The organism is Synechococcus sp. CS-1332 (assembly GCF_025127995.1).
Lineage (GTDB): Bacteria > Cyanobacteriota > Cyanobacteriia > PCC-6307 > Cyanobiaceae > Cyanobium.
In genome coordinates, this window is sequence record NZ_JAHLYP010000052.1 from 1 (window position 1) to 25,433 (window position 25,433).

Here is a 25,433-nt window from a genome sequence, read left to right on the forward strand (position 1 = left end):
CGGCAGGGGCGCCGTGCGCGGAGCCGAGTGGGTGAACAGCAGCCAGAGCAGGCCCGCCGCCGGCAGGCCCAGCCCACCCAGCCAGAGCAGCACCCGCCGCGCCGGCGCGACGGGCCCCGGTCCTGCCGGTGCCGCCAGGTAGCAGAGGCTGAGCAGCATCAGGCCCGCCGCCGGTGCCGCCACAGCCGTCGGATCCACCGATCCTCCCTGGAATCCATCGGTGGCGGCGTCGACGGCCAGCTGCCATTCGCTGATCAGCCAGGCCGGCCCCACCAGGGCCAGCAGCGCCAGTTGGGGCCACTGGCGCAGCAATCCCCAACCCAGGCCCGCGCCGAGGCCCCAAAGCAGCAGCCCCAGGGGCCAGTGGGCCTCCAGGTGGAACAGTTGGCCGGCCAGGAAGATGCCGGCCCCCAGGGTGACCGTACCCACGCCGTGCAAGGCCACCGCCAGGGGCGGGAAGCGCTCCTCCACAGCGGCGGCGCCCCCGTGCAGCCCCAGTACCAGGGCCAGAAGCAGCGCGAAACGCTGCGCCGGCGCCAGGGCCTGCCAGTGGGTGGAGACGAACAGCAGCAGCCCGGCGGTCACCAGGACGCCCCCCAGGGCGACGGCCACCAGCACAGGAACCCGCAACCGTTGGGGGCTGGGTTGGGCCCGTTCCCAGGCCCGGATGGCCTCGGCGTTGGCGGCTTCGATCAGGCCGGCCTGCCGCCAGCGCTCCAGCCTTGACTCCCAGCCATCAGCCATGGGCTCAACCTAGGTGCGGCGGCCTTTTGCGACCATGGGCCCCCTGCCCAACGTCCCCCGTGTCCGCCGAGCCCCTTCCCAAGACCTACGACCCGGCCGCCACCGAGGCGCGCTGGCAGGCGGCCTGGGAGGAAGCCGGTGCCTTTCACCCCGATCCCGCCGCCGGCGGTGAGCCCTTCGCGGTGGTGATCCCACCGCCGAACGTGACCGGCAGCCTGCACATGGGCCACGGCTTCGAGACGGCCCTGATCGACACGATCGTGCGCTTCCAGCGCCTGCAGGGCCGCAACGTGCTGTGCCTCCCCGGCACCGACCACGCCTCGATCGCGGTGCAGACGATCCTGGAGAAGCAGATCAAGGCCGAGGGCGGCAGCAAGGACGACCTGGGCCGCGATGCCTTTCTTGAACGCGCCTGGGCCTGGAAGGGGGAGAGCGGCGGCACGATCGTGGGCCAGTTGCGCCGTCTGGGCTATTCGGTGGATTGGCGCCGCGAGCGCTTCACCCTTGATCCCGGCCTCAGTGAGGCGGTGGTGGAGGCCTTCGTGCGCCTGCACGAGCAGGGGCTGATCTATCGCGGCGAGTACCTGGTGAACTGGTGCCCGGCCTCGGGATCGGCGGTGAGCGACCTGGAGGTGGAGATGAAGGAGCTCGACGGCCACCTCTGGCACTTCCGCTATCCGCTGAACGGGGACCCGGCCGCCGATGGCACCGACCACCTGGTGGTGGCCACCACCCGCCCCGAAACAATGTTGGGCGACACCGGAGTGGCGGTGCACCCCACCGACCCCCGCTACGCCGCCCTGGTGGGCCGCAGCCTCACCCTGCCCCTGGTGGGCCGCAAGATCCCGATCGTGGCCGATGGGCATGTGGATCCCGCCTTCGGTACCGGCTGCGTGAAGGTGACCCCCGCCCACGACCCCAACGACTTCGCCATCGGCAGCCGCCACGGCCTGCCGCTGATCACGGTGATGGCCAAGGACGGCAGCATGAACGCGGCGGCCGGCCGTTTCGCCGGCCTGGATCGCTTCGAGGCCCGCCAGGCGGTGGTGGCGGCGATGGAGGCGGAGGGCTTCCTGGTGAAGGTGGAGCCCCACCGCCACAGCGTGCCCTTCTCCGACCGCGGCAAGGTGCCGGTGGAGCCGCTGCTCTCCACCCAATGGTTCGTGCGTGCTGAGCCGCTGGCCGCCCGCTGCCGGGAGGCCCTCGATGGCGGTGCGCCCCGCTTCGTTCCGGAGCGCTGGGAGAAGGTCTACCGCGACTGGCTCACCGACATCCGCGACTGGTGCATCAGCCGCCAGCTCTGGTGGGGCCACCGCATCCCCGCCTGGTTCGTGGTCAGTGAAACCGGTGGCGTGATCAGCGAGGCCACGCCCTACGTGGTGGCCCGCAACGCGGCGGAGGCCCGCGCCAAGGCGGCGGCGCAGTTCGGTGACGCTGGCCGGGAGTTGCAGCTGGAGCAGGACCCTGACGTGCTCGACACCTGGTTCTCCAGTGGCCTCTGGCCGTTCTCCACCCTGGGCTGGCCCGATCCGAACGCCGTCGATCTGGCCCGCTGGTATCCCACCAGCGTGCTGGTGACGGGGTTCGACATCATCTTTTTCTGGGTGGCCCGCATGACGATGCTGGCCGGCGCCATGCAGCCGGCCGGCGCCGGCAAGCCCTGGATGCCCTTCGCCGACGTGATGATCCACGGCCTGGTGCGGGATGAGAACAACCGCAAGATGAGCAAGAGCGCCGGCAACGGCATCGATCCGCTGCCGCTGATCGAGCGCTATGGCGCCGATGCCCTGCGCTTCGCCCTGGTGCGCGAGGTGGCCGGCGCCGGCCAGGACATCCGCCTCGACTACGACCGCAACGTCGGCAGCTCCGCCACGGTGGAGGCGGCGCGCAATTTCGCCAACAAGCTCTGGAACGCCACCCGCTTCGCCCTGATGAACCTGGGTGGTGAGACGCCCGCGTCCCTGGGTGCCCCGGACCCCGCCCGTCTGCAGCTCGCCGACCGCTGGATCCTCTCGCGCCTGGAGCGGGTGAAGCGCGAGACGGCGGAGCGCTACGCCAGTTATGGCCTGGGGGAAGCCGCCAAAGGGCTGTACGAGTTCGCCTGGAACGAGGTCTGTGACTGGACGATTGAATTGTTGAAACGGCGCCTCAACCCGCGCCCCATCGCCGAGGGGGAGCCCCTCAGTGCCGAGGCCCTGGCCGACCAGCAGGTCGCCCGCGCCGTGCTGGCCAAGGTGCTGGCGGAGTTGCTGGTGCTGGTGCATCCGCTGATGCCCCACCTGAGCGAGGAGCTCTGGCATGGGCTCAGCGGGGCCCCGGAGGGCACCTTCCTGGCCCTGCAGCGCTGGCCGGTCGCCGAGGAGGCTGCCCTCGATGAAGGCCTCGAGGCCTCCTTCGCTGAGTTGATCGAGGCGATCCGGGTGGTGCGCAACCTGCGGGCCGTGGCGGGCCTCAAGCCCTCCCAGGGCGCGCCGGTGCTGTTCATCACTGGCCGCAAGGAGTTGGCGGCGGTGCTGCACGAGGGCAGCGCCGACATCACCACCCTCACCCGGGCGGAGAGCGTGACCGTGCTGGATCCGGCGGCGGCGGCAGAGCGGCCCGCGGCCCGGGCCCTGGCCGCCGTGAGCGGCGAGCTGCAGGTGCTGCTGCCCCTGGAGGGCCTGGTCGACCTCGACGCCCTGCGCGCCCGCCTGGAGAAGGACATCGCCAAGGCCGAGAAGGAGATCAGCGGGCTCAGCGGCCGCCTCGCCAACCCCAACTTCGCCGGCAAGGCCCCGCCCGAGGTGGTGGCCGAATGCCGGGCCAATCTGGCCGAAGCGGAGGCCCAGGCGGCGCTGGCCCGCCGGCGGCTGGTGGATCTGGGGGGCTGAGGCGCCGTTGCCCGATGCCGGCAGCGTCTGATCGGCTGGCCGAAGTCAAGCTCTAGCAGATTTCCTTGATTGCACACGTGATCCAATCGTGTTCGGGATCACCTTGGACGGTGTTCTTTGCCGATTCCCAACCCAATCCTTAACCGGGGTGGTGGGGGTCTGGGTGATGGTTGTTTTCAGTGAACATTCCTTCGCCTCCATGGTTGCCTCCAGCAAAGCCAAGGGTCCCGCCAACAAATGGATCCTGCCTGAAGAGCTAACCGCCAGCAGTCAGCCGTACGTGGGTCCTGCTGCAGCGGGGGTGGCCAACCGCAAGGCCTTCCCTGGTCGGCCTGAGCCGGCGCCGGCCCAACCCTTGCTCGGAAGTCTGGACCTGTCTCCCCAGGCGACCCCGGGCGAGCAGTTCCAGAGCGAAATCTCCACCACCGTTAGCGTCCGTGGTCAGATGTTTGTGGTCTCCAGTGGTGGTGGCGGCACCCTGCAGGTGACCAACGCCACCGATCCGTCAGCGATCACCCTGGAAGAGCGGGTGACGCTGACGGGCTACAACTCCCAGTCGGTGGCCAGTTTCGGCAATCTGCTGGCGGTGGCCCTTTCCCCCAGCGACTACAGCAGCAACGGCGGCAAGGGGGTGATTCGTTTCTACCGCGTGGGTGCGGAGGGCGGTCTGACCTTCCTGCAGGACGTTCAGGTCGGCTACCTGCCCGACTCGATCACCTTCAACGACAAGGGCACCAAGTTGGTGATCGCCAACGAGGGCGAACCGATCACGGGCTACGGCGTCGCAGGCGGCAAGGATCCTGTCGGAAGCATCGGCATCATCGACATCAAGGGTCAGGCGAATCTGAGGTTCTCCTACACCGAGCTTGATTTCGCCGGACTCACCCTGCCCACGGGGCTCAGAATCTCTGGCCCTGCCGGCACCACCCAAGCCACCGACATCGAGCCGGAGTACGTCTCGATCCTGGGCAACTATGCCTATGTGACCCTGCAGGAGAACAATGGAGTTGCCAAGGTCAACCTCAAGACCAACTCAATTGAGACGATCTTCGCCCTGGGCACAGTCGACTACAAGAACCAACTCGTCGACCTCAGCGACAAGGATGGCGGGTTCAAACCCCTGCTGGGCCAGAACTTCGAAGGTCTGCGCATGGCTGATGGCATCGCTGCCTACAGCGTCAAGGGCAAGGACTACTTCGTAACTGCCAACGAAGGCGATGCCCGCGAGTACACCCAGGGCACGGCTCCTAATGTCGTTGTCACCTACAAGGATGAGTCTGGTAACGGGCCTAACCCCAATGTCAGGACGCTGACGGACGACGCCACGGCCGGCAGCCCCGATCGCATCACCACCTTTGGTGGCCGCAGCATCAGCCTCTTCGATGCCGACACCGGCGCCCTGCTCTGGGACAGCGGCAACAGCCTGCAGACCATCGCCGTGGCAGCCGGCATGTATGCCGATGGCCGCAGTGATAGCAAGGGCGTTGAGCCCGAAGGCGTGGTGGTGGCCCAGATGAAGGGCCGCAGCTACGCCATCGTCAGCATGGAGCGCACCACCAAATCGATGCTGGCGGTGTTCGATGTCACCGATCCAGCCGCTGTCAGCTTCGTCACCAGCACCGTGATCGCCGGCAGCATCTCCCCAGAGGGGCTGCATGTGGTGGACGCCAAGCAGAGTCCCACCGGCCGGTCCCAGCTGATCGTGTCCAACGAGGTGTCGAACACCCTCAATGTGTTCGATCTGCAGGCATTGATCGCGGCGCCTCCTGTGGCCGGTGCTGGCGCCTTCACCTCCACCATGCTCAAGGATGTGGTGGGCGGTCCCCAGCTTTCAATCACCAGCCTGATCACCAACGGCGAGTTCACCAATGGGCTGAACCCCGGCGACAGCGTCTTCGCTCCCACTGGCATCTTCGATGGCCAGGGTGCCTACGACAACGGGGACGGCACCTTCACCCTGCTGGTCAACAGCGAGCTGGGCGCTGATCGCGGGTATGGCTATCTCCTGCCCGGCGTCGATGGTGGTCTCACCGGTGCCCGCGTCAGCACCCTGGTGATCGACAAGGATGTCGATGACGATGCCTCCAATGGCTTTCAGAGCAAGGTGCTCAGAGGTGGTCTGGCCTACGACAGCATCCACCTGGACAGCTCGGACGTTGCGATCGACCAGGCGTCCGACCTGGGTGCCGTGGGCTTCAAGCGGTTCTGCTCCGCCAATCTGGTGGAAGCGAACAGCTTTGGTGCGGGCATCGGCTTCGCCGACCGCGTCTATCTCGTGGGAGAAGAGGAATTCAGCGGTGACGGTGGGTCCTTCTTCGCCCTCGATGTCGACGGCCGTGCCCTCCATGAGGTGGTGGGCTTCGGCAAGGGCACCTGGGAGTCCGCCACGATCATCGATACGGGCAGTGCGGACACCGTGTCGGTGCTGTTGTTCGACGACGCCAAGGCGCCCCTCTTTCTCTGGGTCGGCACCAAGAGTTCGGCCGCTGACGCCAGCTTCCTGGAGCGCAACGGTCTGGCCCAGAACCAGGGCACGCTGTACACCTACGTCACCACGGCCCTGCCGGAGAAAGGTGTCGTCGATGATGGCCCCGATTCCTTGGATCTGTTGGCCTTCACCAAGGCGAATGGCCTCAACGCGGCCATCAACGGCTCCTGGGTCGACCTGGCCAGCGTCGATCCCAACTACACCCAGCTGGGTGCCCCGGCCCTGCGCCAGCTGGCGGTGGGCGCCGGTGCCCTGCAGCTGAGCCGGATCGAGGACGGTGAGGTCAACCCGCTCAACGGTCAGCAGGCGGTGTTCGTGTCCACCGGCACCACTGATTTCAACAAAGGTGATCTGTACGGCAACGTGTACACCCTGGATTTCGGCGCCGCCTTCGGCAGCGATGGCCTGATCTCCGGACCTGGAGACTCGGTGCTCAAGGTCGTCTACGACGGCGACCTGCTGGTGGATCCCACCACCGGTCTGCGCAATCCCGACAACATGACCATCAGTGCCGATGGCCATGCCTACATCCAGGAGGACCGGGCCAACGGCGGCGGCACCGACACCACCCTCGGCAACTTCGGTACCCAGGAAGCCTCGATCTGGAAGCTGGCGATCGACCCGATCACCGGCAGCTCGACCGGCGAAGCCCAGCGTTGGGCCCAGATAGACCGCACCGCCGTGCCGACGGCCTACGGCCAGAGCCAACCCGGTGATGTCACCCAACCCAACAGCAATGGTGTCGGCAACTGGGAATCCTCGGGGATCATCGATGTCTCGACGATTTACGGCTCCGCACCCGGCAGCTTCTTCATCGCCAACGTCCAGGCCCACAGCCTTGGTGGTGGCAACATCCAGGGCGCCGGCTACCTGGTGGAAGGGGGCCAGATCGACCTGATCCAGCAGACCGTTCCGCTGATCTGATCGATTGTCTTTCAGGGCCCCTCGGCCGCCACCTCCAGTGGCTGCCAGATCAGGGGCCCGAAGCGGGCCACCATGGCCCGCAAGCCATCCAGTTCCCGGCCGCAGCGGCCGCTGAAGCCCAGCACCACGCTGTCGGCCGGCACCGTCCAGTCGAGCGGGCGATCGCCGGCCTCGCCGCCACCGCCGATCCGCTGGCCGTCGCTGCTGGTGAGGAACAGCCGGTCGACGCGGGTGCCGCTGAGGGCCTCGATGCGGCGGATCACCACGCCCTCCCCGAGCTCCAGGCGGCCCCGGTCACCGCCGCTGCCGCCGCCATGGACCTCCGCCTCGAGCGGATCCCCCTCGCCGGCGTAGCGCAGCCGGATCTGATCCACCCGCGAGCCGGTGCGCAGAGCCACCTCCACCAGATGCCGCCGCTGGCGGATGGCTTCGGCGCGCCCGGGGAAGGTGAAGGGGGCACCGCCGTTACCCCCCATCAGGAGCTCGTCGCCCAGGGTCACGTTCAGCTCGGGGCTGCCCGCGGCAAGGGAGGGCAGCTTCGGCGCCTCCAGGCGAGCGGTGGCGGCGGCGGCGTAGGCAGCCCGACAGGTGTCGATGGCGCCCAGGTCCGCCCTGGCGGCGGCGCGCTGGACGGCGAGGCTTGGGTCCGGCGCCACGGCGTAGAGCCGGTAGGTGCCCGCCACCCAGTCCATCTGGTGGATCAGGCCCTCCAGCCGTTCGCGGCGCTCGCTCAAACCCTCGCCAGGGCCTTCGCCGCTGAACAGCTGTCGGTTGGTGGCCACCAACTGGAAGGCGCCACCGATGGCCGGCACGCTCTCGTAGCCCCTGGTCCGCACGCCGATCAGGGCCGGGTGATCGAGGGGGAGCCCAGCGAAGTCGCGGGCGAAGGGGATCAGGGAGGCGGCCTCAGCTGGTGGCTGGGCCCGGCTGCCGCTCACCTGCATCCGGAAGCCCACGTTCACCTCGGCATGGCGGGCGACCGTCGTCACGGTCTCCACCAGGGCGGGGGTCAGGGCCAGACCGCCGAGGCCCAGTCCTGCCTCGAACTCCCGCTCCACCATCCGCGCCTGCTCCCGTGACTGCGCATAGAAGGTGAACACCCCGTGGCACTCACCGCCCACCTCCGCCGCCGCCACGAAACCATCCCCGTACAGGGCCACGAAGGCCTCGAGCTCGGCGGCGCTGGTCGGCACGGCGACACCCTCCAGCAGGTGGCTCTGGCCCACCTCCATTGCTGTGGCCACCTGGCGGGCCCAGACCACCAACGAGAGGCTGAAGCTGGTGGTCTTGAGGGAGTCGCTGAACGCCTGCTTGGCGTTCAGCAGGTTCAGGGGGCCCAGGCCGATCCCCAGCGAGCCGCCGCTGTGCAGCGAACGTACCAGCTCCTGGCGGCTGCGGCAGAGCTGCCAACCCACTGTGCTGCCACCGCCCGCCGGGAGAACCGTGCCGCCCACCGCGGCCTCCAGGGGCTCGCCGCTGCCAGTGACGCAGTGGCGCCCCCGGAACAGGGCCCCCCGGGCGACCTGTTGGGCCAGCTCCGAGGGGTCAGCCATGGCAGCACGGGCACGGGACCCAAGCGTAGGCAGGGTCGATACGGTGGCCCCATGGACCTGCTCTGGCTGCCGGATCACCTGCTGCCCTGGCTGCGCTCCCCGGTGGGGACTGTGGCCTTTGTGCCCCTTTATGCGCTGTGGGTCAGCCTGCTGCTGCCGGGGGTCTGGGCCTCGATGCTGGCCGGGGTGCTCTACGGCCCGCTCTGGGGCAGCGTGCTGGTCTTCGCCGGGGCCTGCCTGGGGGCCCAGGCGGTGTTCCTGCTGGGGCGCGGTCGCTGGCGCGGCTGGGCCCGCCGCCGCCTGGCCGGGGCGCCGCGGCTGCTGGCGGTGGAGCGGGCGGTGTGCCGCCAGGGCCTGGCCCTGGTGCTGCTCACCCGGCTCTCGCCGGCCTTCCCCTTCAGCCTGCTCAACCTGGCCTACGGCCTCAGTGAGGTGAGCCTGCGGGATTACTCGATCGGCCTGGTCGGCATCCTCCCCGGCACCGTGCTCTTCTGTTCCCTGGGGGCGGCGGCTGGCGATCCCGGGCGCTTTGCGGCGCTGCTGGCCGGTCCGGCCGATGGCGTCACCTGGGCCCTGCGGCTGCTGGGGGTGGTTGCCACCCTGGCGGCGGTGCTGCTCGTGGGCCGCCAGGTGTGCCTGACCCTGGAGGAACGCGGGGTAGCCTCCCAGGTTGCGATGCAGTCCAGCGATGGTGACGGCCGAGACTCCCCCCAGCCCCACCGTCTGCGCCTGCCCCAACTGCGGCGGCGGAAATCTCACCCTGGTGCGACGGGTTCGGGTGAGCAAGGCCCGGGTGGAGGCTGAACTCGCCCATTGCAGTGCCTGCGACTTTCTCTTCCTGGGCGAGCCCTCCTGGCTGGATGTGGCCTACGAGGACTCCTTCTACGGCGACACCGGCTACGTCGACCGCAACCTGCACGCCTCGCGCCTGCTGCGCCTGCTTCTGGTGATCGGCCGCCTGGGTCGCTTCGGCGCCAGCGAGCCGGGTTGCGACCTGGGCACTGGGCTGGGCATGCTGCCGCGCCTGCTGCGGGACCACGGCTTCGATTTCCACGGCACCGACGCCTATGCGGCCATGGAACTGATCCGCCCCTTCTGCGAGCCCCCGGGCGATGGCCCGAGCGGCTGCAAGACCGCCTTCGAGGTGATCGAACATGTGCCCGGCACCACCGGGTTCCTGCGCGACGAGGTGGGCGCCACGCCCCTGTTCGTCTTCTCCACCCTGATGCGCCAGCCGGGTGAGATTCCAGGACCTGACTGGTGGTACTACGCCTTCGGCAACGGCCAGCACATCAGCTTCCACAGCCGCCGCAGCTTCGAGGTGGCGATGGGGCAGGCGGGGATGGATCCGGCCTGGCTGGTCTGCATCGATGGGCCGGTGCACCGCGGCGCCCTGCATCTGATCGCCCCGCAGGCCCGCTGGCGGGGGGCGTTCCGTATCGCCGGCTGGCTGGTGAACCGCGGCCTCGACGGGCTGCTGTTGCCGTGGCTGGAGCCCCTGGTGGGCCTGCGCACACGCATCATCCCCGACCACTACGCGGCCATGGAGCGGCTCAGATCTGCCGCAGGGCGTCAGCCTTGTCCTTGAAGTCGCTCAGCAGCAGCTGCAGGTAAGTCACCTTGCGCAACTTGACGTTGGCGGTGAGGGACATGCCCACCTGCAGCGGCAGAACCTTGCCGCTCTTGAGCTTCAGCTGCTGGGAGTTGAGTCGGATGTCCACCGGAAAGCGGTAGAAGTTGTTCATCTGGTCCGGGGGCAGGGCGTCGGAGCCGATGCGCCGCACGGTGCCCTGCAGCACGCCGAAATCGGTGGCTGGGAAAGAATCGATGCTGATGTCAGCCGTTTTGCCCACCGTGACGAAACCGATCTCCCGGCTGGGCACCTCCACCCTCGCTTCCAGCTTGTCGAAGGGCACCACCTTCATCACCGGCTCGCTGGTCTGGGCCACGAACCCCCTGGAGCGGGGCTTGAGTTCGAACACCACACCGGCTTCCGGGGCCCGGATGACCTGATAGCGGATGTTGACGTTGAGCTCGGTCAGCTTGCTGCGCAGGTCGGCCAGCTCGCTCTGGATTTCACGGATGCCCTGCTGCAGGATCGCCTGCTGGCGCAACCGGTCGACGCCGGTTTCCTCCAGCTTCCCCTGCACCTCCTGCACCTTGTTGCGTTGGGAGAGGTATTGCAGTTCAGCCGTGGCGCCCTCCTTGTTGAGGGTCTCGAGGCGGCCAAGCACGTCCTTCTCGAGCACCAGGCTCTGGCGCAGCACCCGCTGCTCGGTGTCGTTGTACTGAAGGTACCGGGCGAGCTCCACCTGCTTGAGCCGCAGTTGCTGCTGCTTGTAGCGGATCGTCTGCTGCATGCTGCCCTGGCGATCGAGGGTGGTCTCGGTGTCGAGGCGCAGCAGCACCTGGCCCTTCTTCACCCGCTCGCCCTCCTTGACCATCACCTGCTCCACCACGCCTCCCACCGGCATCTGGATGTCCTTCACCACCCCCAGGGGCTCGAGCTTGCCCGGGGCGGTGACGATCTCCTCGGTCTGGGCGAAGGCCAGCCAGCCAAGGCCGAACAGGGTGACCCCCATCAGGGTCCAGGTGATCGAGCGGGCCCAGAAGCGCGACTGCTGCAGCACCACGTCGTCGCTGTCGGTGTGGATGCTGCGCTCGAGGCTGTTCTGGGCCCGCCGCAGCAGGCTGCCTGGGGTGGGGGGAGCCATCAGCCCGCCTCCTGTTGGCGATAGAGCGCGAAATAGCGTCCCTTGAGGGCCATCAGTTCCTCATGGCTGCCGGTCTCGACGATGGCGCCCTGGTGCATCATCACGATCAGATCGGCGCGGCGGATGGTGGAGAGCCGGTGGGTGATGAAGAACACGGTGCTCTGGCTCATGGTCTCCCGCAGGTTGTCGCACACCTGGCGTTCGGTGTCGTAGTCGAGGGCGCTGGTGGCTTCGTCCATCACCAGCAGCTGGGGCTGGCTCAGCAGGGTGCGGGCGATGGCGATGCGCTGGCGCTGGCCGCCGGAAAGGGAGGCTCCCCGCTCCCCAAGGGGGGTGCTGTAGCCGGAGGAGAGCTCCATGATGAAGTCGTGGGCGCCGGCGATCCGGGCGGCCTCGACGATGGCGTCGCTGGGGGCCTCCGGGTTGGTCAGGGCGATGTTCTCGCTGATGGTGCCGGAGAAGAGCAGGGGATCCTGGGGCACGATGCCGATCTGGCGACGCAGGGAATAGAGCTCCACCTTGTCGATGTCGTAGCCGTCCACCAGGATGCGGCCCTTGGTGGGGGAATAGAGGCGAGGCAGCAGCTTCATCAGGGTGCTCTTGCCGCTGCCGCTCTGGCCCACGATCCCGGTGAAGGTGCCGGGGGGAACGTGCAGGCTGACGTTGGTGAGGACCTCGGGCCCGCCGGGGTTGAAGCGGAAGCTGAGGTTCTCAAACACCACATCGCCTTTCACCGGCGGCAGGGGGATGTGGCCGCGATCGGCTTCGCTTGATTCCTCCGGGGTGTCGACCACGTCGGCGAGGCGCTCGAACGACACCCTCAGCTCCTGGATGTTCTGCCAGATCGAGGAGAGGCGCAGCAGGGGCTGGGTGACATAGCCGCTGATGATCCGGAAGGCGATCAGCTGGCCCAGGGTGAGCTCCCCCTTGAGCACCATGGTGGCCCCCACCCAGAGCACCAGCAGCTGGGAGAGCTTCTGGAGCACCGAGCTGGTTTCGTTCAGGAAGGTGCCGGTGATGGTCTTCTCGAAGGTGCGGGAGATGTATTTGGCGTACAGCTCCTGCCACTTCCAGCGGCTCACCATCTCCACGTTCTGGGCCTTGACCGTCTGGATGCCGGTAAGCACCTCCACCAGGTGACTCTGGGTGCGGGCGTTCTCCTCGGCCGCCTGGCGGTACTGGCGCCGGAACAGGGGGGCCCCGAGCAGGGTGAGTCCCACCTGGATGGGCAGCACAGCCAGGGCGATCAGGGTCAGCAGCCAGCTGTAGATCGCCATCACGATGATGTAGATCACCGAGAAGGCCGCGTCCAGCAGGGTGATCAGGGCCTGGCCCGTGAGGAAGTTGCGGATCTTCTCCAGCTCGGCGATGCGGGTGCCCAGCTCCCCGACGGGACGCTTGTCGAAATAGCCGAGCGGCAGCCGCAGCAGGTGGTCGATCACCTCGGCGCCGAGCCGCAGGTCGATGCGGTTGGTGGTGTCGGTGAACAGGAAGGTGCGCAGCGAGCCGATCACCCCCTCCATCAGGGTGACCACCACCAGGGCCATGCCCAGGATCTGCAGCGTGTCGAGGCTGCGCTGGGAGATCACCTTGTCGATGATCACCTGGATCAGCAGGGGGTTGGCCAGGCTGAACAGCTGCACCACGAAGGAGGCCAGCAGCACCTGGAGCAACATGCCCCGATAGCGCTTCAGGGCCGGCCAGAACCAGCCAGGACCGAAGGTCTGCTCAGGGGTGTCGATGCTGCGCTCCAGCAGCAGCAGCTCCAGCCCTTCCGGATAGTGCTCGGCGATCTGGGCCGGGCTCAGCTGCACCCAGCCTTCAGCCGGGGAGGCCAACCGCAGGCCGGCGGCGTTGCTGGCGGTGGCGATGGCGAAGCCCTGCTTCCAGGGCACCAGGCAAGGGGTGATCAGCCGGGTGGCGGACGCTGCTGGCACCTTGGCGCCGGTGACCAGCAGGCCGAGCATGGCGGCGATCTGGCCGCAGAGCTGCAGATCGGGTGGCTGGCCGCGGCGCATCTTGTCGCGCAGGATCTTGTCCACCGCGTCACGGCGGTAGGGCAGCTCCAGCAGCTTGCCGAGCATCTGGAAGCAGGCCAGGGTCTCCTCCAGTGGGCCGCTGCCCCGCACCAGGACGAGGTGGCGGTCGGCCCGGTCCTGGCCCAGATCGAGGCTGCTGGGCTGGGCCAGGCCGCCGGGGGCGGCCTCAATGGGGACGATGGCCTCGCCCGCCTGGATGGTCGAGGGGAAGGGAACGGGGGGTTCCGCCGGCGCGGGGGCCAGGGCCAGCAGCCTCAGGGGCAGGGGGGGGCGGGGCTGGGGCAGCGGTTGTGCCGCCGCCAGCACCGAACCGATGGCCAGATCGGGGACGTTGGCGCTGGCCAGGAGCAGCTCCTCGCCGTCCAGCAGGGTAAGCGCCCCTGCCACGTTCGGCAGCACGCCCCGGGCCCGCAGGCGCAGGCGTTCGATCTTTTCGCGCCAGAGGGGCGGATCAAAGCGGCCCGCTGCGGCTCCTTCCCTCTGAAGCAGAAGCTGGTGCAGTTCCGCCGTCCAGAGGTGGCGGCCACACCACTCACGCAGGCCGTCCTCGGCCAGCAGCAGCTCAAGCACCAGCGTGTCTGGAACCGCCGTCGCCAGCAGCTCGGAGGCGGCGCTCACCGGCTCGATCCCCTCGGCCCGTAACAGCGAAACCAACCCAACGATGGCGCCGGGCCCCAGTCGCTCCAGGGTGAAGGGCCGAGCGTCCCGTTCCGCCAGCAACCGCGCCTCACCCTCGTGCAGCACCAGCACGCGGTCGCCGATGCTGCCGGCGCTGCTGAGGTCTTCGCCGATGCGGAACCGGCACGGGCGGGCCTCCGCCAGCAGCCGCTCGCGGCCGGCGGCGGAGAGGCCGTCGAAGGGCGGCAGGGTGAGCCAGTCGGTGCGCCCGGGAACGGTGGAGGTCATCGCCCCAGCCCCTGCCGCAGCTGCAGGGTCACTTCCTGATCCACCCATTCCTCAAACAGCTCCCGCGCCATCCGTTTCTGCATCTCGTTGTCGAAGCTGGCCGAGCGGAGCGTTTCCAGCCGCACCACCAGCCACCAGCGGTCGATGCGCAGGGGGGGATGGAGCTGGCCCGGGCGGCTGGTGCGCAGCAGCTCGGCCAGGGACGGATGGGCCTGCAGCAACGGCACTGGACCCACCACGCCCCGGGTGGAGCGCTCGGGCCCCTTGGCGTAGGTGGCGGCAAGTTCGGCGAAGTCGGCCTCCCCTTCGGCGATGCGCAGGTAGAGCTCCCGGGCCAGGGCTCCGTCCTCCACCCGCAGCAGGCTGTAGATCACCTGATCCAGCTGGTTCTTGCGGGCCAGGTAGCGCTGCTCGGCCCGGTGCAGGAAATGGTCCTGGCAGTGGTGCTCGATCCTGGTGGGCAGCTCCGCCTGCCAGAGCACATCAGCTTCCGAGAGTTCGTGCTTCTGCAGGTGGCTCTTCAGATCCTCGGCAGAGCGGATGCCATGGCTGGAACCCCAGGCCTGCTGGGCCTTCTGACGCTCCTCTTCCGTGAGGGTCACCGCCGCCACGGCCGTGGCGATCACCGACTGGCGCAGCAGGGGCAGCAGCAACTGGTGGCGGGCCAACTGGCGCCGCAGTTCCCCTGGAATCTCAGGCAGCGGCTCAACCTCCACCATCACCGGTGCGCTGGAGGCGCGCACGGGTGGATCGAGACTGATGTCGTGGTCCAAGGAGTGGGCGACGGCCACAGGATCGACTTTCACGCAGGCATTCTGGGGCTGAACCGGCCGATCCAGATGTATCGGTGGCGGTTGTGCAACGCCCGCAGCTCAGGAGCGGCGCAGGATCGGCTCGGCGCGAAACACGCTGCCGAGCAGCAGGAACAGCGCCTCGATGCTCCCCACCCGCTTCACCTTCTGGAACCAGGCGTTCTCGCCGTAGATGAGCTGAATCAGGGCGGCTTCCGTCTCGCGGGCCGGCATGTCGAAATTGAGTCCCAGCAGGTGGTGCTGGCGCAGCCGGCTGGTTCTCATCAGCCGGACGGGTAACTCCAGGTGGTACTGGGGCACCCGCAGCAGGCCCTGAATCTCCCCCTTCCCCGGGCCCGGGGTATTGAGCAACAGGCTGGCCCCCTGCTCGGAGACATCGTTGGTGATGCCCCAGTACTCGGTGCCCTCCACTTCGAGGCAGGCCACCAGTCCCAGGGGGAAGCGGTCGGCCTGACGCCTGATCGGTTTGTCGATGCAGGCGAGCAGACAGATGAACATCAGGATGCCGTTGTACAGATTCCAGCCGAGCATCAGACTTTCGCCCTCGAAAAGAGATCTTGACCAGCGAATGTCCAGCAGGGGCAAGCCGTAATTCAAGATCAGTACGCCAACGAAGAGGAAGAGATAGGTGAGGAAAGGCCAGGCGAAACGAAGGTCCAGGGTCTGCTTTGGATGATTGACGTCCTTGTTGGTCACCAGGCTGCCCACGGATCGGAAGGGTCGGAACAGGATCTGGGACATCCGTTTCAATGCAGGGAAGCAGAACAGGGACTCATAGACTTCCGTCCAGAAATGAAAGTAATGGCCGTTGGTCTGCCAAGACGGCAGGAAATACAGCATGATCACGAACGGAAGACCGTAGGCCATGTATTCCACCGGAGGAGCGGCAATCAAGGTGAAGCCGATCAGCATGGACAGCAGTGGGAAAATGATATAGACCGCTCGAAACACCGGCGTCAATAGACTAAGAAAGAGATTCAGATAAAAGACCCGTTGCCAGAAATTTAATGTCTTCCAGATCGGGAGTTCTTTCGGGGAGGTGAACACTTGGACGTTGCCCTGCATCCAACGCAGGCGTTGTTCGAGGTAATCGCGGAAGGTTCGGGGCACCTCCCCCAGGCTCAGCACTTCATCCAGATAGATCATGCGCCAGCCACGGGTGAGCAGCCGGGTGCCGGTCTGGTTGTCTTCGACGATGCAATGGGTGACATAGCCACCGATGGCCTCCAGTGCGGATCGGCGGGCGAGATAGGAGGTGCCACAGCAGACCACGGCGTTGAAGGGATCACGAATGACTTGGACATAGTGGAAGAAATAGTCCATGTCGTCGGGGACAAGGACGTCCAGGCCGAGATTGCGATTATGAAAATCAGAGTTGAAGTAGTGCTGCGGGGTTTGCACCAAGGCCACCTTGGGATCCTTGAAAAAGCCAACCGTGCGATCAAGGAATCGGCTGAAGGGGATGAAGTCACAATCGAAAACGGCGATCAGATCACCGTGGGAGTGCGCCAAGGCGTAGTTGAGATTGCCGGCTTTGCGGTGCAGATTGTCCGGTCGGCTCAGGTACTGCACACCGAGCTCTTGAGCCAGGGCGGCGATGGCAGGGCGGTGGCCGTCATCGAGCACATAGATCGTCTTGTTGGCATACTGAATATTGGCGCATGCCATGATGCAGCGCCGAACCATGCGTGCAGATTCGTTGTAGGTTGGAATCCATAGGTCAACGCTGGGTTGATGCTCCTTTGCCCAGGCCAGAAGTTGATCCGCCTGGCGTCGCCGTTGCTCCGGCCTGTACTTCAGGGAGGGATAGAACTGCAGAGCGGATGTGAAAAGATATGTGAACTCACAGAGAAAGAAAATCAGGCTGAAAAAGAGGCTGACTGGGTGGGCTGAGTTGATGGTCGTCGCTCGCCAGATGAAGTAGCGAATCGCGAACAGCGACAGCAACACCGTGGCCAGCAGATAGGAGGCAGGTCGCCTGGGCAGCAGGTTCGCCCCCAGGCAGATCCCCACCGCCAGGGCCAGGGGCAGCAGCACATCCACCCACACATCCCGCACCTGCCAGAGCTCGGGCAGAACCCGAAAACTCAGCGGATTGAGAAGCCCGATCGCCACCACCGAAAACTGCAGATTGGCCAGCAGCACCGCCATAACCAGGCTGGCCCCGGAGAGCAGCAGCACCATCCAGACCCACGGCGAGATCCTCGTGTTGCCCGTGGGATCCGTAAACGAGTGGAGGAACTTCATCGTTCGAAGCTGACCTTCGCCGTGAAGCCCACGTAGCAGAACTCCCCAGGAGGAGCCGGAAAGTCATTGAGGATGCGGATCTTCACTTCGCTTTCCCTGGCCAGATTGATCGGCACCGGTTGGGGAGCTTCCTCGCCCAGTTGGGTACGGCCGATGCCGGAGCGGATCCCGATCACTTCGCCGCGCAGTTTGTCCCGGCTGCCCACCAGCTCGATCCTGGCCTTGCTGCCCAGACGAATTCGGTTGAGATCGTTTTCCGCCACCGTGGTTGTCAGCCAGCGCTGGCTGCAGTCGATCATCTGGATCACTGTCTGCATCGCGTCGACGGAATCTCCCCTCTGCGCCCCCAGCTGCCACACCACAGCCTTCCGGGGACTGACAAGACGGGCCAGGTTGCGTTCCTGCCATTCCTTCTTGGCCACCGTCAGCTGCAGCTCCAGACCATTGACCTGGAAGGTCTGGGTGCGGAGATCCCCTTCGGCGTTCTCCAGGGCGATGGTGGCCTCCTGAAGCCGCACCACTGGATCGGAGTTGCTGCGGTTGTTGCGCAGGGTGAGGTCGTTTTTGGAGGCCTGCAGAACGGCCACCTGGCCGGCCAGCTGGGCTTCAAGGCCCCGCACCTCCCGAGCACGTTGCTGCTCGGTGGTGCGGGCCCGATCGACCACGTTGGCGGCCACGGCGCCGGCCCGGAACAGCGTGTCCTGCCGCACGGTTTCCCTGCTGGCGAAGGCGAGTTCCTTACGGGCCCGGTCCAACGCGAAGCCGAGGCCGTCCCGTTCGCTCTGGTCGCGGGAGATTTCCAGGCTGCGTTGCTGTCTGGCGTCCAGGTTCAGCTGCTTCACGAGCTTCTTGCGCAGATCCCGGCGTGTCCGCAGTTCCTCAAGCCGGCCCCGCGCCGTGGACAGCTGGGTTTCGAGCGCCGTGAGGGCGTCTTTTGGAGCCCTCGGATTCACCACGATCGCCAGGGTCTGGCCGGGGCGGACCTCCACGCCTGTCCCCACTGTGAGGCTTTCCAGGGTGCCGGTGACCGGACTTCTCAGCACGATCGGGGTGGCATTGATGACCGCATCGCGCGAGCGTGCGGTGAAGAAATTGATCACGATGGCCAGGGCCGTGATCAGCAGCCCAGCGGAGATCAACAGGATGGTGAGATCGGCCCTTCGGGAGCTGGGGATCGCGTCGTCCTCATCCGTCGCTGGGGCGTCAGGCTCAGGACCGGCGGCTCCCGCGGGTTCTAGGTCGTTCGCGCCAGCGGAAGACGAAGACATCCCGGAGGTTCACGGTGTGATTTTGACTCTATCAGGACAGCACTTTGTCCCATGAATATGCGCTTACATGGCTCATTCATGCGGACTTCACTTGTTTTTTGTGACCCTGATCTGACTGGTTCACGGCTTGTCCAAGGCCGCCATTATAGCCAATGTTGCTGGTTTGGCCTGGTTGTTTTCATCGAAGGGCAACGGCCGTTGTGGCAGACCATCGGCCCTGGGTAGGAATGCATTCAGCCAGGTGGTGCGATCACTCAATCCCCAGCTGGTGATCAGCTTCAGCCTGGGTTCCGGCAGGACCGCCGCCAGGAAGGCGGTGTAGACCGCCGCCACGGCGCGGTCCCGCTCCGGGATGGCCGCCGGCAGTTCCCGGTCGTTCACATCCAGTTCGGTCACGTAGATGTCCAGATTCAAAGCCGCCAGCTCCCGCAGGAAGGTGGGCAGGGTGCGGAAGGTGGTGGGCCCGCTGCCGTTGGCGTACAGATGGGCCTGAAGCCCCACGGCATTCAGGGGAACGCCGCGATCGCGCAGCTGGCGCAGAAGGGCCAGGAACGAGCGGCGCTTGGCTGCCGTCTTGGCGTCATCACCCTCCAGCCCGTACTCGTTGATCACCAGGGCCGCTGCAGGATCGCTCTGATGGGCCAGGGTCAGGGCGCGGGCGATGTAATCGGGGCCCAGCCGCTCCAGCCAGAGGCTGCGGCGCAGGCCCGTGCCGTCGTCGGCGATGGGTTCGTTCACCACATCCCACGACGGCAGCTGGCCGCGGTAGTGGCCCACCACGGTGCGGATGTAGGTCGCCAGGGCCTTGTCCAGGTCCGCGGCCGGAAGGGCCTTGACCCAGGCCGGCAACTGCTCATGCCACAGCAAGGTGTGGCCCCGCATCGCCAGCCCGTGCTCGCGGGCGAAGGCCAGCAGCCGGTCCGGGGCGCTGAAATCGAAGCGGCCGGGCGCCGCCTCCACCCCATCCCACTTCAGCTCCGATTCGGGCACGATCAGGCCGCTCTGGCTGGTCACCAGGCGCCGCAGGCCGGGGTCCTTGAGCTGCTCATTCGTGACGGCGGTGCCCCAACGCAGCTTGCGCGCCGCCGCCAACCCCTGCAGGGTCGGGGACGACCCCGGCGGCAAGGCCCGCGCCACGCTCCAGCCCAGGATCCCCACGACGGCGAGCAGGATCAGTGGCCGTCGTCGCATGGCCTGGCTGCAGACGTGCCCCTCCACTCTGACGGGTGACTCCGACAGGGACGCCGGACGAGCAGAAACCGTTCAGACCGGATCGGTCTCCAGCAGCGCCCGCAGGCCCTCCTCATCCAGCACGCTCACCCCGAGGGCCTGGGCCTTGGTGAGCTTGCTGCCGGCCTCCTCGCCTGCCACGACGTGGCTGGTCTTGCGGCTCACCGAACCGCTCACCTTCCCACCTGCCGCCTCGATCAGGGCCTGGGCGGCGGAGCGGCTCAGGCTGGGCAGGGTGCCGGTGAGCACGAAGGTCAGTCCCGCCAGGGGTGTGGCCACCTGTGGCCCCCCCTCCGCGCCCGCGCTCTGGTCCGGGGTCGCGGCCAGGGAGAAGCCCAGCGCCTCCAGCTGCTCCAGCAGCGACCGGTTGGCCGGTGTGGAGAACCATTGCCTCAGGGATTGGGCGATTTCGGCGCCGATGCCGAAGACTTGCGTGAGCCGATCTGGAGCCTCGTCGTTGTCGGCCAACGCAGCGGTGGCCAACGCAGCGGTGGCGAACGCCGCGGCTTTCAGCTCGGCGGCGGTGGTGAAGGCCCGGGCCAGGGCCTTGGCGTTGACCTCGCCCACGTGGTGGATGCCGAGGCCATAGAGCTGCCGGTGCCAGGGCTGCTGCTTTGAGGCCTCCAGGGCGGCCACCAGCTTGGCGGCCGAGGTCTGCCCCATCCGCTCCAGGCTGGCCAGCAGGGCGGCATCGAGCCCGTAGAGGTCGGGGATCGACGCCACCAGGCCCCGGTCCACCAGCTGCTCGATCAGCTTGATCCCCAGGCCGTCCACGTCGAGGGCCCCTTTGCCCACCCAGTGGCGCAGGGAACCCCGCAGGATGGCGGGGCAGCCGTTGTTGACGCAGCGGGTGGCGGCCTCCCCCTCCTCCCGCACCAGCACCGAGCGGCATTCCGGGCAGGTGGGGGGCAGCTCCAGCCGCATCGCCCCCTCCGGCCGCAGCTCCTTCAGCACCCGCACCACCTCGGGGATGATCTCGCCGGCCTTGCGCACCACGATCGTGTCGCCGGCGCAGAGATCCAGCTCCGCCAGGCGGTCGGCGTTGTGGAGGGTGGCGCGGCTCACGCTGGTGCCGGCCAGGGGCACCGGCTCGAATTCCGCCACCGGGGTGACGACCCCCGTGCGGCCGACCTGGCAGGTGAGGCGCAGCAGGCGGCTGGGGGCCTCTTCGGCGGCGTACTTGAGGGCGATCGCCCAGCGGGGGGCCTTCTGGGTGAAGCCCGCCTCCCCCTGCAGGCGCAGGTCGTCGAGTTTCACCACCACCCCGTCAGTGGCGTAGGGCAGGCCGCGGCGGTCCTGCTCCCACAGATCGCAGAAGGCCTTCACCGCCGCCAGGTCGGGGCAGAGGGCGCAATGGGGATTGACGCGGAAACCAGCCGCCTTGAGCCAGTCAAGGGCCTGCCACTGGCTGTGGGGCCCGGCCTGCCAGTCCTCGCTCAGGTGCAGGGTGTAAGCGAAAAACGACAGGCTCCGTGCGGCCACCACCTTCGGGTCCAGCTGGCGCAGGGTGCCGGCGCAGGCGTTGCGTGGGTTGGCAAAGGGGGGGTCGCCCCGTTCGGTCCGCTCGGCGTTGATGGCGGCGAAGGTGGCCTCGGGGATGAAGGCCTCACCGCGCACCTCCACCCAGGCCGGCGGCGACGTCAGCTCCAGCCGCAGGGGCACGCTGCGGATCGTGCGCACGTTGGCAGTGATCTCCTCCCCCCGCTCCCCGTCCCCCCGGGTGGCGGCCCGCACCAGCACCCCCTGCTCGTAGCTCAGGGCCAGGGCGTTGCCGTCGATCTTGAGCTCGCCCACCATCGGCAGGGCCGGCGCCGGGGATCCCTCCTGGGGTTCGCGATCGAGCACCTTGAGCAGGCGTCCGTACCAGACGTCCAGGTCGCTATGGGAAAAGGCGTTGTCGAGGCTCAGCAGGGGAACCCTGTGGGCCACGCTCGTGAAGCCTTCGGCCGGTGCTCCCCCCACCCGGCGGGTGGGGCTGTCCGGCTGGATCAGCGCCGGATCGGCCTGCTCGAGCGCCACCAACTCCCTGTAGAGCCGGTCATAGACCGGATCCTCCAGCACCGGAGCATCGAGAACGTAATAGGCATGGGCGGCGCGGTTGAGCAGGCGCCGCAGTTCTTCTGCCCGGGCTTGGGCCACGGCTCAGGCGGCCGCCAGCCGGGTGATGCGATCCACCCGCCAGGCTTCTTCCACTTTCACGAACGTGAAGTCCAGCGGCAGTTCCTCCTTGCCGTCGGTCTTGAGCTTGACCGTCAGGATCACCTGGCCCTCCTGCAGCCTGGGGCGGCCGGACTTGAGGTTGCGGTACTTGTTGAGCTGCAGCCCGACCAGGAAGCGGATGAACTGCTGGCGGTTGACGTGGGAGCGGTAGTTGCGGGTGGTGAGCAGGTAGGCCCCGTCCACCTGGCCGGAGGCCACCTGGGTGAAGAACTGCTTGATCAGCGGATTGATGCCCCGGGCGCTGAGCACCAGCCGGACCGCCGAGATGGTCCAGTACAGAAGCAAGCCACCGGCTCCCGCCAGCAGGAGCTTGGAGCCGATGTCGCGGGCCAGTCCCCAGTCCATGGTGATCCCATCCGTTCGCAGCGTTGCAGAGTCTGACGGACGACCCCACCAGAATGGGCCGATGCCCCTGGAACCGCTGCTGCCCCTGTTCCACCGGCTCAATCGCGAGCACTTCGACGGCCAGCTCACCCGCGACGACCGGCCGCTGGTGGACGTGCGCTGGAGCGATGGCCGTCTCACCCGCACCGCCGGCTTCTACCGGCGGGGGCGTCTGGCCGACGGGCGTGACCTCTGCGAGATCGTCCTCTCCCGGCCCCTGCTGGAGCCGTTGCCCCGCCAGGCCACCCTGGGCACCCTGTGCCACGAAATGATCCACGCCTGGGTGGACCGGGTGCTGGTCGTGCAGGAAGTGCACGGCCCCCAGTTCCGGGCCCGGATGGCGGCGATCAACCAGGCCCAGGACGGCTTTCAGGTGAGCCTGCGGCACCGCTACCCCCTGCCGGTGCCCGCCAGCCGCTGGATCGCTCGCTGCCCGCGCTGCGACAGCCGGACGCCCTACCAGCGCCGCCGTCAGGGCCTGGCCTGCCGTCACTGCTGCGAGCGCCTCCATGGCGGCCGCTGGGATGCGAGCTGTCTGCTGGTGTTTGAACCCAACACCGCCTAGGTTCTGGCGCAGGTGTTGGGGCCGATGGCGACGTTTCTGTGGACCCTGGAGTGGGGAGGCTTCACCATTGCGCTGGTGGGAATCGGGCGGGAGCACTGGCTGTCCGGCCGGCGCCGTTAAAATTTCCATATGCCTACGACGGATCAGGGCTACGGCCGCGAACGGGATCCCTCCCGGCGGCCAAGGGGCGGAACCGACCCCTTCGATCAACGGGTCGATCGCTGGGTGACGGCCGGCCGTCAGTTCGTCGAAGGGGTGGCCGGTTCACGGCCCGGCGGCCGGCCGGCGCCGCGGGGAGCCGAAGGCCGCCCCCAGCTGCGACCGCGCATGGACGAGCTCGGCCGCTGGGTGGAAGGACGCCTCGATTGGCTCCTTGATGACGGAGACGACTGGCGTGAGCCGTGGCAGGAGTCCGGGCGCAACAACGTGGAGGCGTCACCGCCACCACCGCAGCAGCCATCGGTCACACCGGTTCGCCCGCGCCGCCAGGGGTTGGAGGCGGTGTCGCGGCGCGTCCGGCCAGGGTCTCTCCCACCCCAGCCCCTGGGCCCTGAACAACGGCCCAGCCATGCACCCGGCGAGGGCGACGACGGCGACTGGCCCGATGACGCCAGCTTCAGCCTGCCCCGCTGGCAACGGCCTGCGCCGGGCGGGAGTTCCGCCTCCCCGGAGCCGCCGGCCACACCGGCGGCCGAAGGCAGGCCCTTGCCGCGCTCCAGCCGCCGGCGCACCTGAGCCGGGAACACCGCCACTTTGGGCGGAAGTGGGTTAGGAATACGCCGTAATCGAGAGGATGACGACGATGAGCAGCCTGGTGGTCGTTGGATTTCCGTCCGTGGCGGAAGCGGACCAGGTCCGGCGTCAGTTGGTGGAGATCCAGAAGGAGGAACTCATCGCCCTGGAAGATGCCGTGGTGGTGGAAGCGGAACCGGATGGCAAGGTGCGCCTGCACCAGTCGCTGAACCTCACCAAAGCGGGTGCCCTTGGCGGTGGCTTCTGGGGCACCCTCGTGGGCCTGCTGTTCCTCAATCCCCTGCTTGGCGCCGCCGTGGGTGTGGGTCTGGGGGCCGCTTCAGGCTCCCTTTCCGATCTGGGTATCAATGACGGCTTCATGCGCGAGGTGGGAGAAACTCTCCCCCCCGGCAGTGCGGCCCTCTGCCTGCTGCTGCGCGACGCCACTCCCGATCGGCTGATCGATCGCCTGAGGATTCACGCCCCCCACGCCAAGCTGCTGCGCACCAACCTCAGCACGACCGACGAGGATCGGCTGCGTCAGATGCTCGAGCAGGCGAGCAAGCAGGCCCAGGGACTGCGGTTGTCCTGAGCTTCGGGTTGACTCGGAAGCTGCAGCCCCTCTGACGCAGTTCCCTGTTCACCGGTTTGACCAGGTCGCGGGGGACGTCATTGGCCATCTCCTCGGCTGAGATGCTGATCGACGGAGAGCCGTTCTGCAGGGCACTGAGCAGATCCGCCCACAGGCTCACCATCGTGCGCTGGGCCTGGGGCACCAGGCCCAGCCGTTCCAGGTGGGGGGCACAACCCTGATGCAGCCAGAGGCTCGACTGGTGATGGCCCGGCATGGGACGCATGGCCAGGCCAGTGGCCAGGGCTGCGGGCGTCGGTTCGCCGCTGCTGCGGCGCAGACCGGAAGCCACCAGCAGTTTCCCGGTGTGGACGGCAGAGACGCCGTAGCGGCGGCCCAGTTCGGTGAGCGTGAGCCAGTCCCCTCCCGGCGGGGTCTGGGCGCTGTGACGGGTGGACATGGCGGCGACATCGGGTAAGCGAATGCTGGCTAATGACCCTGGAGCGTCAATTCGTCAACAGGAAACCGCCACATGGTGTTACCGAATTGATCAGTCTTTACGAACATTTCCGGTTTCGGCCGGCCCCAGCCAGAGCTCCAGAGCCGGGGAGAACACCTCCCGGATCACCGTGAGTTCCCTGCCCTGGCGAAAGAAGCGGTAGTGACGGCTCCAGAAGGGTCCAGCGCAGCCGAAGCGCTCCGCCAGCCAGGGCTCCTGCACCTGGCCGAAACCGTCCACCTCGCGGAAGAGCTCGGCGCGACCGGCCGAGAGGCTGCGCCAGATCGGCAGACGACGATCCTGCAGATGGGCCTCCGCTTCGGCCCGGTTCCACCAGCTCTCTGCCCAGCCCAGGGTCTGCGGCCCACAGGTGAGCCACACCTGCCGTCTGAGCAGGGGTTTGGCCAGGTGGGCCACCTCCGCCGGGGCACCGGCAGCCCCATCCGGCTCGGAGGCCATGGCGATCAGTTCCACCTCCACCGGCAGGCCGGTGAGCAGTTGCAGGTGCCGCGTCGGGCTGCCGTCCCCAAGCAGCAGCAGCTTCCAGGGGCCAGTGAGTTCCCGGCCCGTCGGTAACTCCTGGCGTTCGGCGGCGCTGGTCTGCCACAGAAAGCTGGGGGACGGCAACAGGCCGCCGGAGTCAGGGGTCATGGCGGGCCGGGACGCG

Annotated in this window: 18 protein-coding genes and 1 pseudogene; 7 read left to right on the top strand and 12 right to left on the bottom strand. The window is 67.5% G+C overall.

What is annotated here, in order from left to right; translation table 11 throughout:
- The coding region (locus KQ305_RS13390) for a DUF2157 domain-containing protein (RefSeq protein ID WP_259725899.1) at positions 1-744 on the bottom strand (744 nt) is incomplete at its 3' end.
- Positions 745-803: 59 nt separating this feature from the next.
- Between KQ305_RS13390 and KQ305_RS13395 the strand changes: the two genes are divergently transcribed.
- Together KQ305_RS13395 and KQ305_RS13400 are read left to right on the top strand one after the other, a co-directional pair.
- A complete protein-coding gene (locus KQ305_RS13395) occupies positions 804-3,614 on the top strand; it encodes a valine--tRNA ligase (protein ID WP_259725900.1) in 2,811 nt (936 codons plus the stop codon).
- Between the two features lie 199 nt (positions 3,615-3,813).
- On the top strand, positions 3,814-7,026 hold the full coding sequence (locus tag KQ305_RS13400) for a PhoX family protein (RefSeq protein ID WP_259725901.1): 3,213 nt from the start codon (positions 3,814-3,816) through the stop codon (positions 7,024-7,026).
- 11 nt (positions 7,027-7,037) lie between these two features.
- On the opposite strand, the gene KQ305_RS13405 is transcribed toward KQ305_RS13400, so the two are convergent.
- The gene (locus tag KQ305_RS13405; protein WP_259725902.1) at positions 7,038-8,579 is read right to left on the bottom strand and encodes a jacalin-like lectin; all 1,542 of its coding nucleotides are present in this window, start codon (positions 8,577-8,579) and stop codon (positions 7,038-7,040) included.
- A 51-nt stretch (positions 8,580-8,630) separates the two neighbouring features.
- Between KQ305_RS13405 and KQ305_RS13410 the strand changes: the two are divergent.
- Positions 8,631-9,230 (top strand): annotated as a pseudogene (locus tag KQ305_RS13410) (TVP38/TMEM64 family protein); the annotation flags it as partial.
- A 37-nt stretch (positions 9,231-9,267) separates the two neighbouring features.
- On the top strand, positions 9,268-10,167 hold the full coding sequence (locus KQ305_RS13415) for a class I SAM-dependent methyltransferase (RefSeq protein ID WP_259725903.1): 900 nt from the start codon (positions 9,268-9,270) through the stop codon (positions 10,165-10,167).
- On the opposite strand, the gene KQ305_RS13420 is transcribed toward KQ305_RS13415, so the two are convergent.
- The 8 genes from KQ305_RS13420 to KQ305_RS13455 all read right to left on the bottom strand — a co-directional run bounded on the left by KQ305_RS13420 (position 10,133) and on the right by KQ305_RS13455 (position 22,360).
- Positions 10,133-11,293, bottom strand: coding sequence for an HlyD family secretion protein (locus tag KQ305_RS13420; RefSeq protein ID WP_259725904.1), 1,161 nt, complete (start codon positions 11,291-11,293; stop codon positions 10,133-10,135). The two genes, KQ305_RS13415 and KQ305_RS13420, sit on opposite strands and share 35 nt — an antisense overlap.
- The gene (locus KQ305_RS13425) at positions 11,293-14,238 is read right to left on the bottom strand and encodes a peptidase domain-containing ABC transporter (RefSeq protein WP_259725905.1); all 2,946 of its coding nucleotides are present in this window, start codon (positions 14,236-14,238) and stop codon (positions 11,293-11,295) included. The genes KQ305_RS13420 and KQ305_RS13425 overlap by 1 nt, the downstream gene beginning before the upstream one ends.
- Positions 14,235-15,044, bottom strand: coding sequence for a peptidylprolyl isomerase (locus KQ305_RS13430; protein WP_259725906.1), 810 nt, complete (start codon positions 15,042-15,044; stop codon positions 14,235-14,237). Before KQ305_RS13430 ends, KQ305_RS13425 begins: the two co-directional genes overlap by 4 nt.
- Positions 15,045-15,110: 66 nt before the next feature.
- Positions 15,111-17,093, bottom strand: coding sequence for a glycosyltransferase (locus KQ305_RS13435; protein WP_259725907.1), 1,983 nt, complete (start codon positions 17,091-17,093; stop codon positions 15,111-15,113).
- Between the two features lie 200 nt (positions 17,094-17,293).
- The gene (locus tag KQ305_RS13440) at positions 17,294-18,565 is read right to left on the bottom strand and encodes an HlyD family secretion protein (protein ID WP_259725908.1); all 1,272 of its coding nucleotides are present in this window, start codon (positions 18,563-18,565) and stop codon (positions 17,294-17,296) included.
- A 120-nt stretch (positions 18,566-18,685) separates the two neighbouring features.
- Complete coding sequence (locus tag KQ305_RS13445) at positions 18,686-19,756, bottom strand: endo-1,4-beta-xylanase (RefSeq protein ID WP_259725909.1); 1,071 nt, start codon at positions 19,754-19,756, stop codon at positions 18,686-18,688.
- A 72-nt stretch (positions 19,757-19,828) separates the two neighbouring features.
- On the bottom strand, positions 19,829-21,934 hold the full coding sequence (gene ligA, locus KQ305_RS13450; protein WP_259725910.1) for an NAD-dependent DNA ligase LigA: 2,106 nt from the start codon (positions 21,932-21,934) through the stop codon (positions 19,829-19,831).
- 3 nt (positions 21,935-21,937) lie between these two features.
- Positions 21,938-22,360 (bottom strand): hypothetical protein, encoded by a 423-nt coding sequence (locus KQ305_RS13455; protein ID WP_259725911.1) that lies wholly within the window; start codon positions 22,358-22,360, stop codon positions 21,938-21,940.
- A gap of 61 nt (positions 22,361-22,421) precedes the next feature.
- Here KQ305_RS13455 and KQ305_RS13460 point away from each other — a divergent pair, with 61 nt between their 5' ends.
- The 3 genes from KQ305_RS13460 to KQ305_RS13470 all read left to right on the top strand — a co-directional run bounded on the left by KQ305_RS13460 (position 22,422) and on the right by KQ305_RS13470 (position 24,288).
- A complete protein-coding gene (locus KQ305_RS13460) occupies positions 22,422-22,964 on the top strand; it encodes a SprT family zinc-dependent metalloprotease (RefSeq protein ID WP_259725912.1) in 543 nt (180 codons plus the stop codon).
- A 129-nt stretch (positions 22,965-23,093) separates the two neighbouring features.
- Complete coding sequence (locus KQ305_RS13465; protein WP_259725913.1) at positions 23,094-23,699, top strand: hypothetical protein; 606 nt, start codon at positions 23,094-23,096, stop codon at positions 23,697-23,699.
- 67 nt (positions 23,700-23,766) lie between these two features.
- On the top strand, positions 23,767-24,288 hold the full coding sequence (locus KQ305_RS13470; RefSeq protein ID WP_259726017.1) for a DUF1269 domain-containing protein: 522 nt from the start codon (positions 23,767-23,769) through the stop codon (positions 24,286-24,288).
- Here KQ305_RS13470 and KQ305_RS13475 read toward each other — a convergent pair.
- Positions 24,209-24,727: a hypothetical protein gene (locus KQ305_RS13475; protein ID WP_259725914.1), complete on the bottom strand. Its 519-nt coding sequence runs from the start codon at positions 24,725-24,727 to the stop codon at positions 24,209-24,211. The genes KQ305_RS13470 and KQ305_RS13475 overlap by 80 nt on opposite strands.
- A gap of 90 nt (positions 24,728-24,817) precedes the next feature.
- A complete protein-coding gene (locus KQ305_RS13480; protein ID WP_259725915.1) occupies positions 24,818-25,417 on the bottom strand; it encodes a chorismate lyase in 600 nt (199 codons plus the stop codon).
- Between the last annotated feature and the right edge of the window lie 16 nt (positions 25,418-25,433).

Bases quoted from the DNA above. Each gene is read 5' to 3' on its own strand.
- KQ305_RS13400 (WP_259725901.1), top strand. From the start codon at position 3,814: ATGGTTGCCTCCAGCAAAGCCAAGGGTCCCGCCAACAAATGGATCCTG.
- KQ305_RS13405 (WP_259725902.1), bottom strand. From the start codon at position 8,579: ATGGCTGACCCCTCGGAGCTGGCCCAACAGGTCGCCCGGGGGGCCCTG.
- KQ305_RS13415 (WP_259725903.1), top strand. From the start codon at position 9,268: ATGGTGACGGCCGAGACTCCCCCCAGCCCCACCGTCTGCGCCTGCCCC.
- KQ305_RS13420 (WP_259725904.1), bottom strand. From the start codon at position 11,293: ATGGCTCCCCCCACCCCAGGCAGCCTGCTGCGGCGGGCCCAGAACAGC.
- KQ305_RS13425 (WP_259725905.1), bottom strand. From the start codon at position 14,238: ATGACCTCCACCGTTCCCGGGCGCACCGACTGGCTCACCCTGCCGCCC.
- KQ305_RS13440 (WP_259725908.1), bottom strand. From the start codon at position 18,565: ATGTCTTCGTCTTCCGCTGGCGCGAACGACCTAGAACCCGCGGGAGCC.
- KQ305_RS13445 (WP_259725909.1), bottom strand. From the start codon at position 19,756: ATGCGACGACGGCCACTGATCCTGCTCGCCGTCGTGGGGATCCTGGGC.
- KQ305_RS13455 (WP_259725911.1), bottom strand. From the start codon at position 22,360: ATGGACTGGGGACTGGCCCGCGACATCGGCTCCAAGCTCCTGCTGGCG.
- KQ305_RS13460 (WP_259725912.1), top strand. From the start codon at position 22,422: ATGCCCCTGGAACCGCTGCTGCCCCTGTTCCACCGGCTCAATCGCGAG.
- KQ305_RS13465 (WP_259725913.1), top strand. From the start codon at position 23,094: ATGCCTACGACGGATCAGGGCTACGGCCGCGAACGGGATCCCTCCCGG.
- KQ305_RS13470 (WP_259726017.1), top strand. From the start codon at position 23,767: ATGAGCAGCCTGGTGGTCGTTGGATTTCCGTCCGTGGCGGAAGCGGAC.
- KQ305_RS13475 (WP_259725914.1), bottom strand. From the start codon at position 24,727: ATGTCCACCCGTCACAGCGCCCAGACCCCGCCGGGAGGGGACTGGCTC.
- KQ305_RS13480 (WP_259725915.1), bottom strand. From the start codon at position 25,417: ATGACCCCTGACTCCGGCGGCCTGTTGCCGTCCCCCAGCTTTCTGTGG.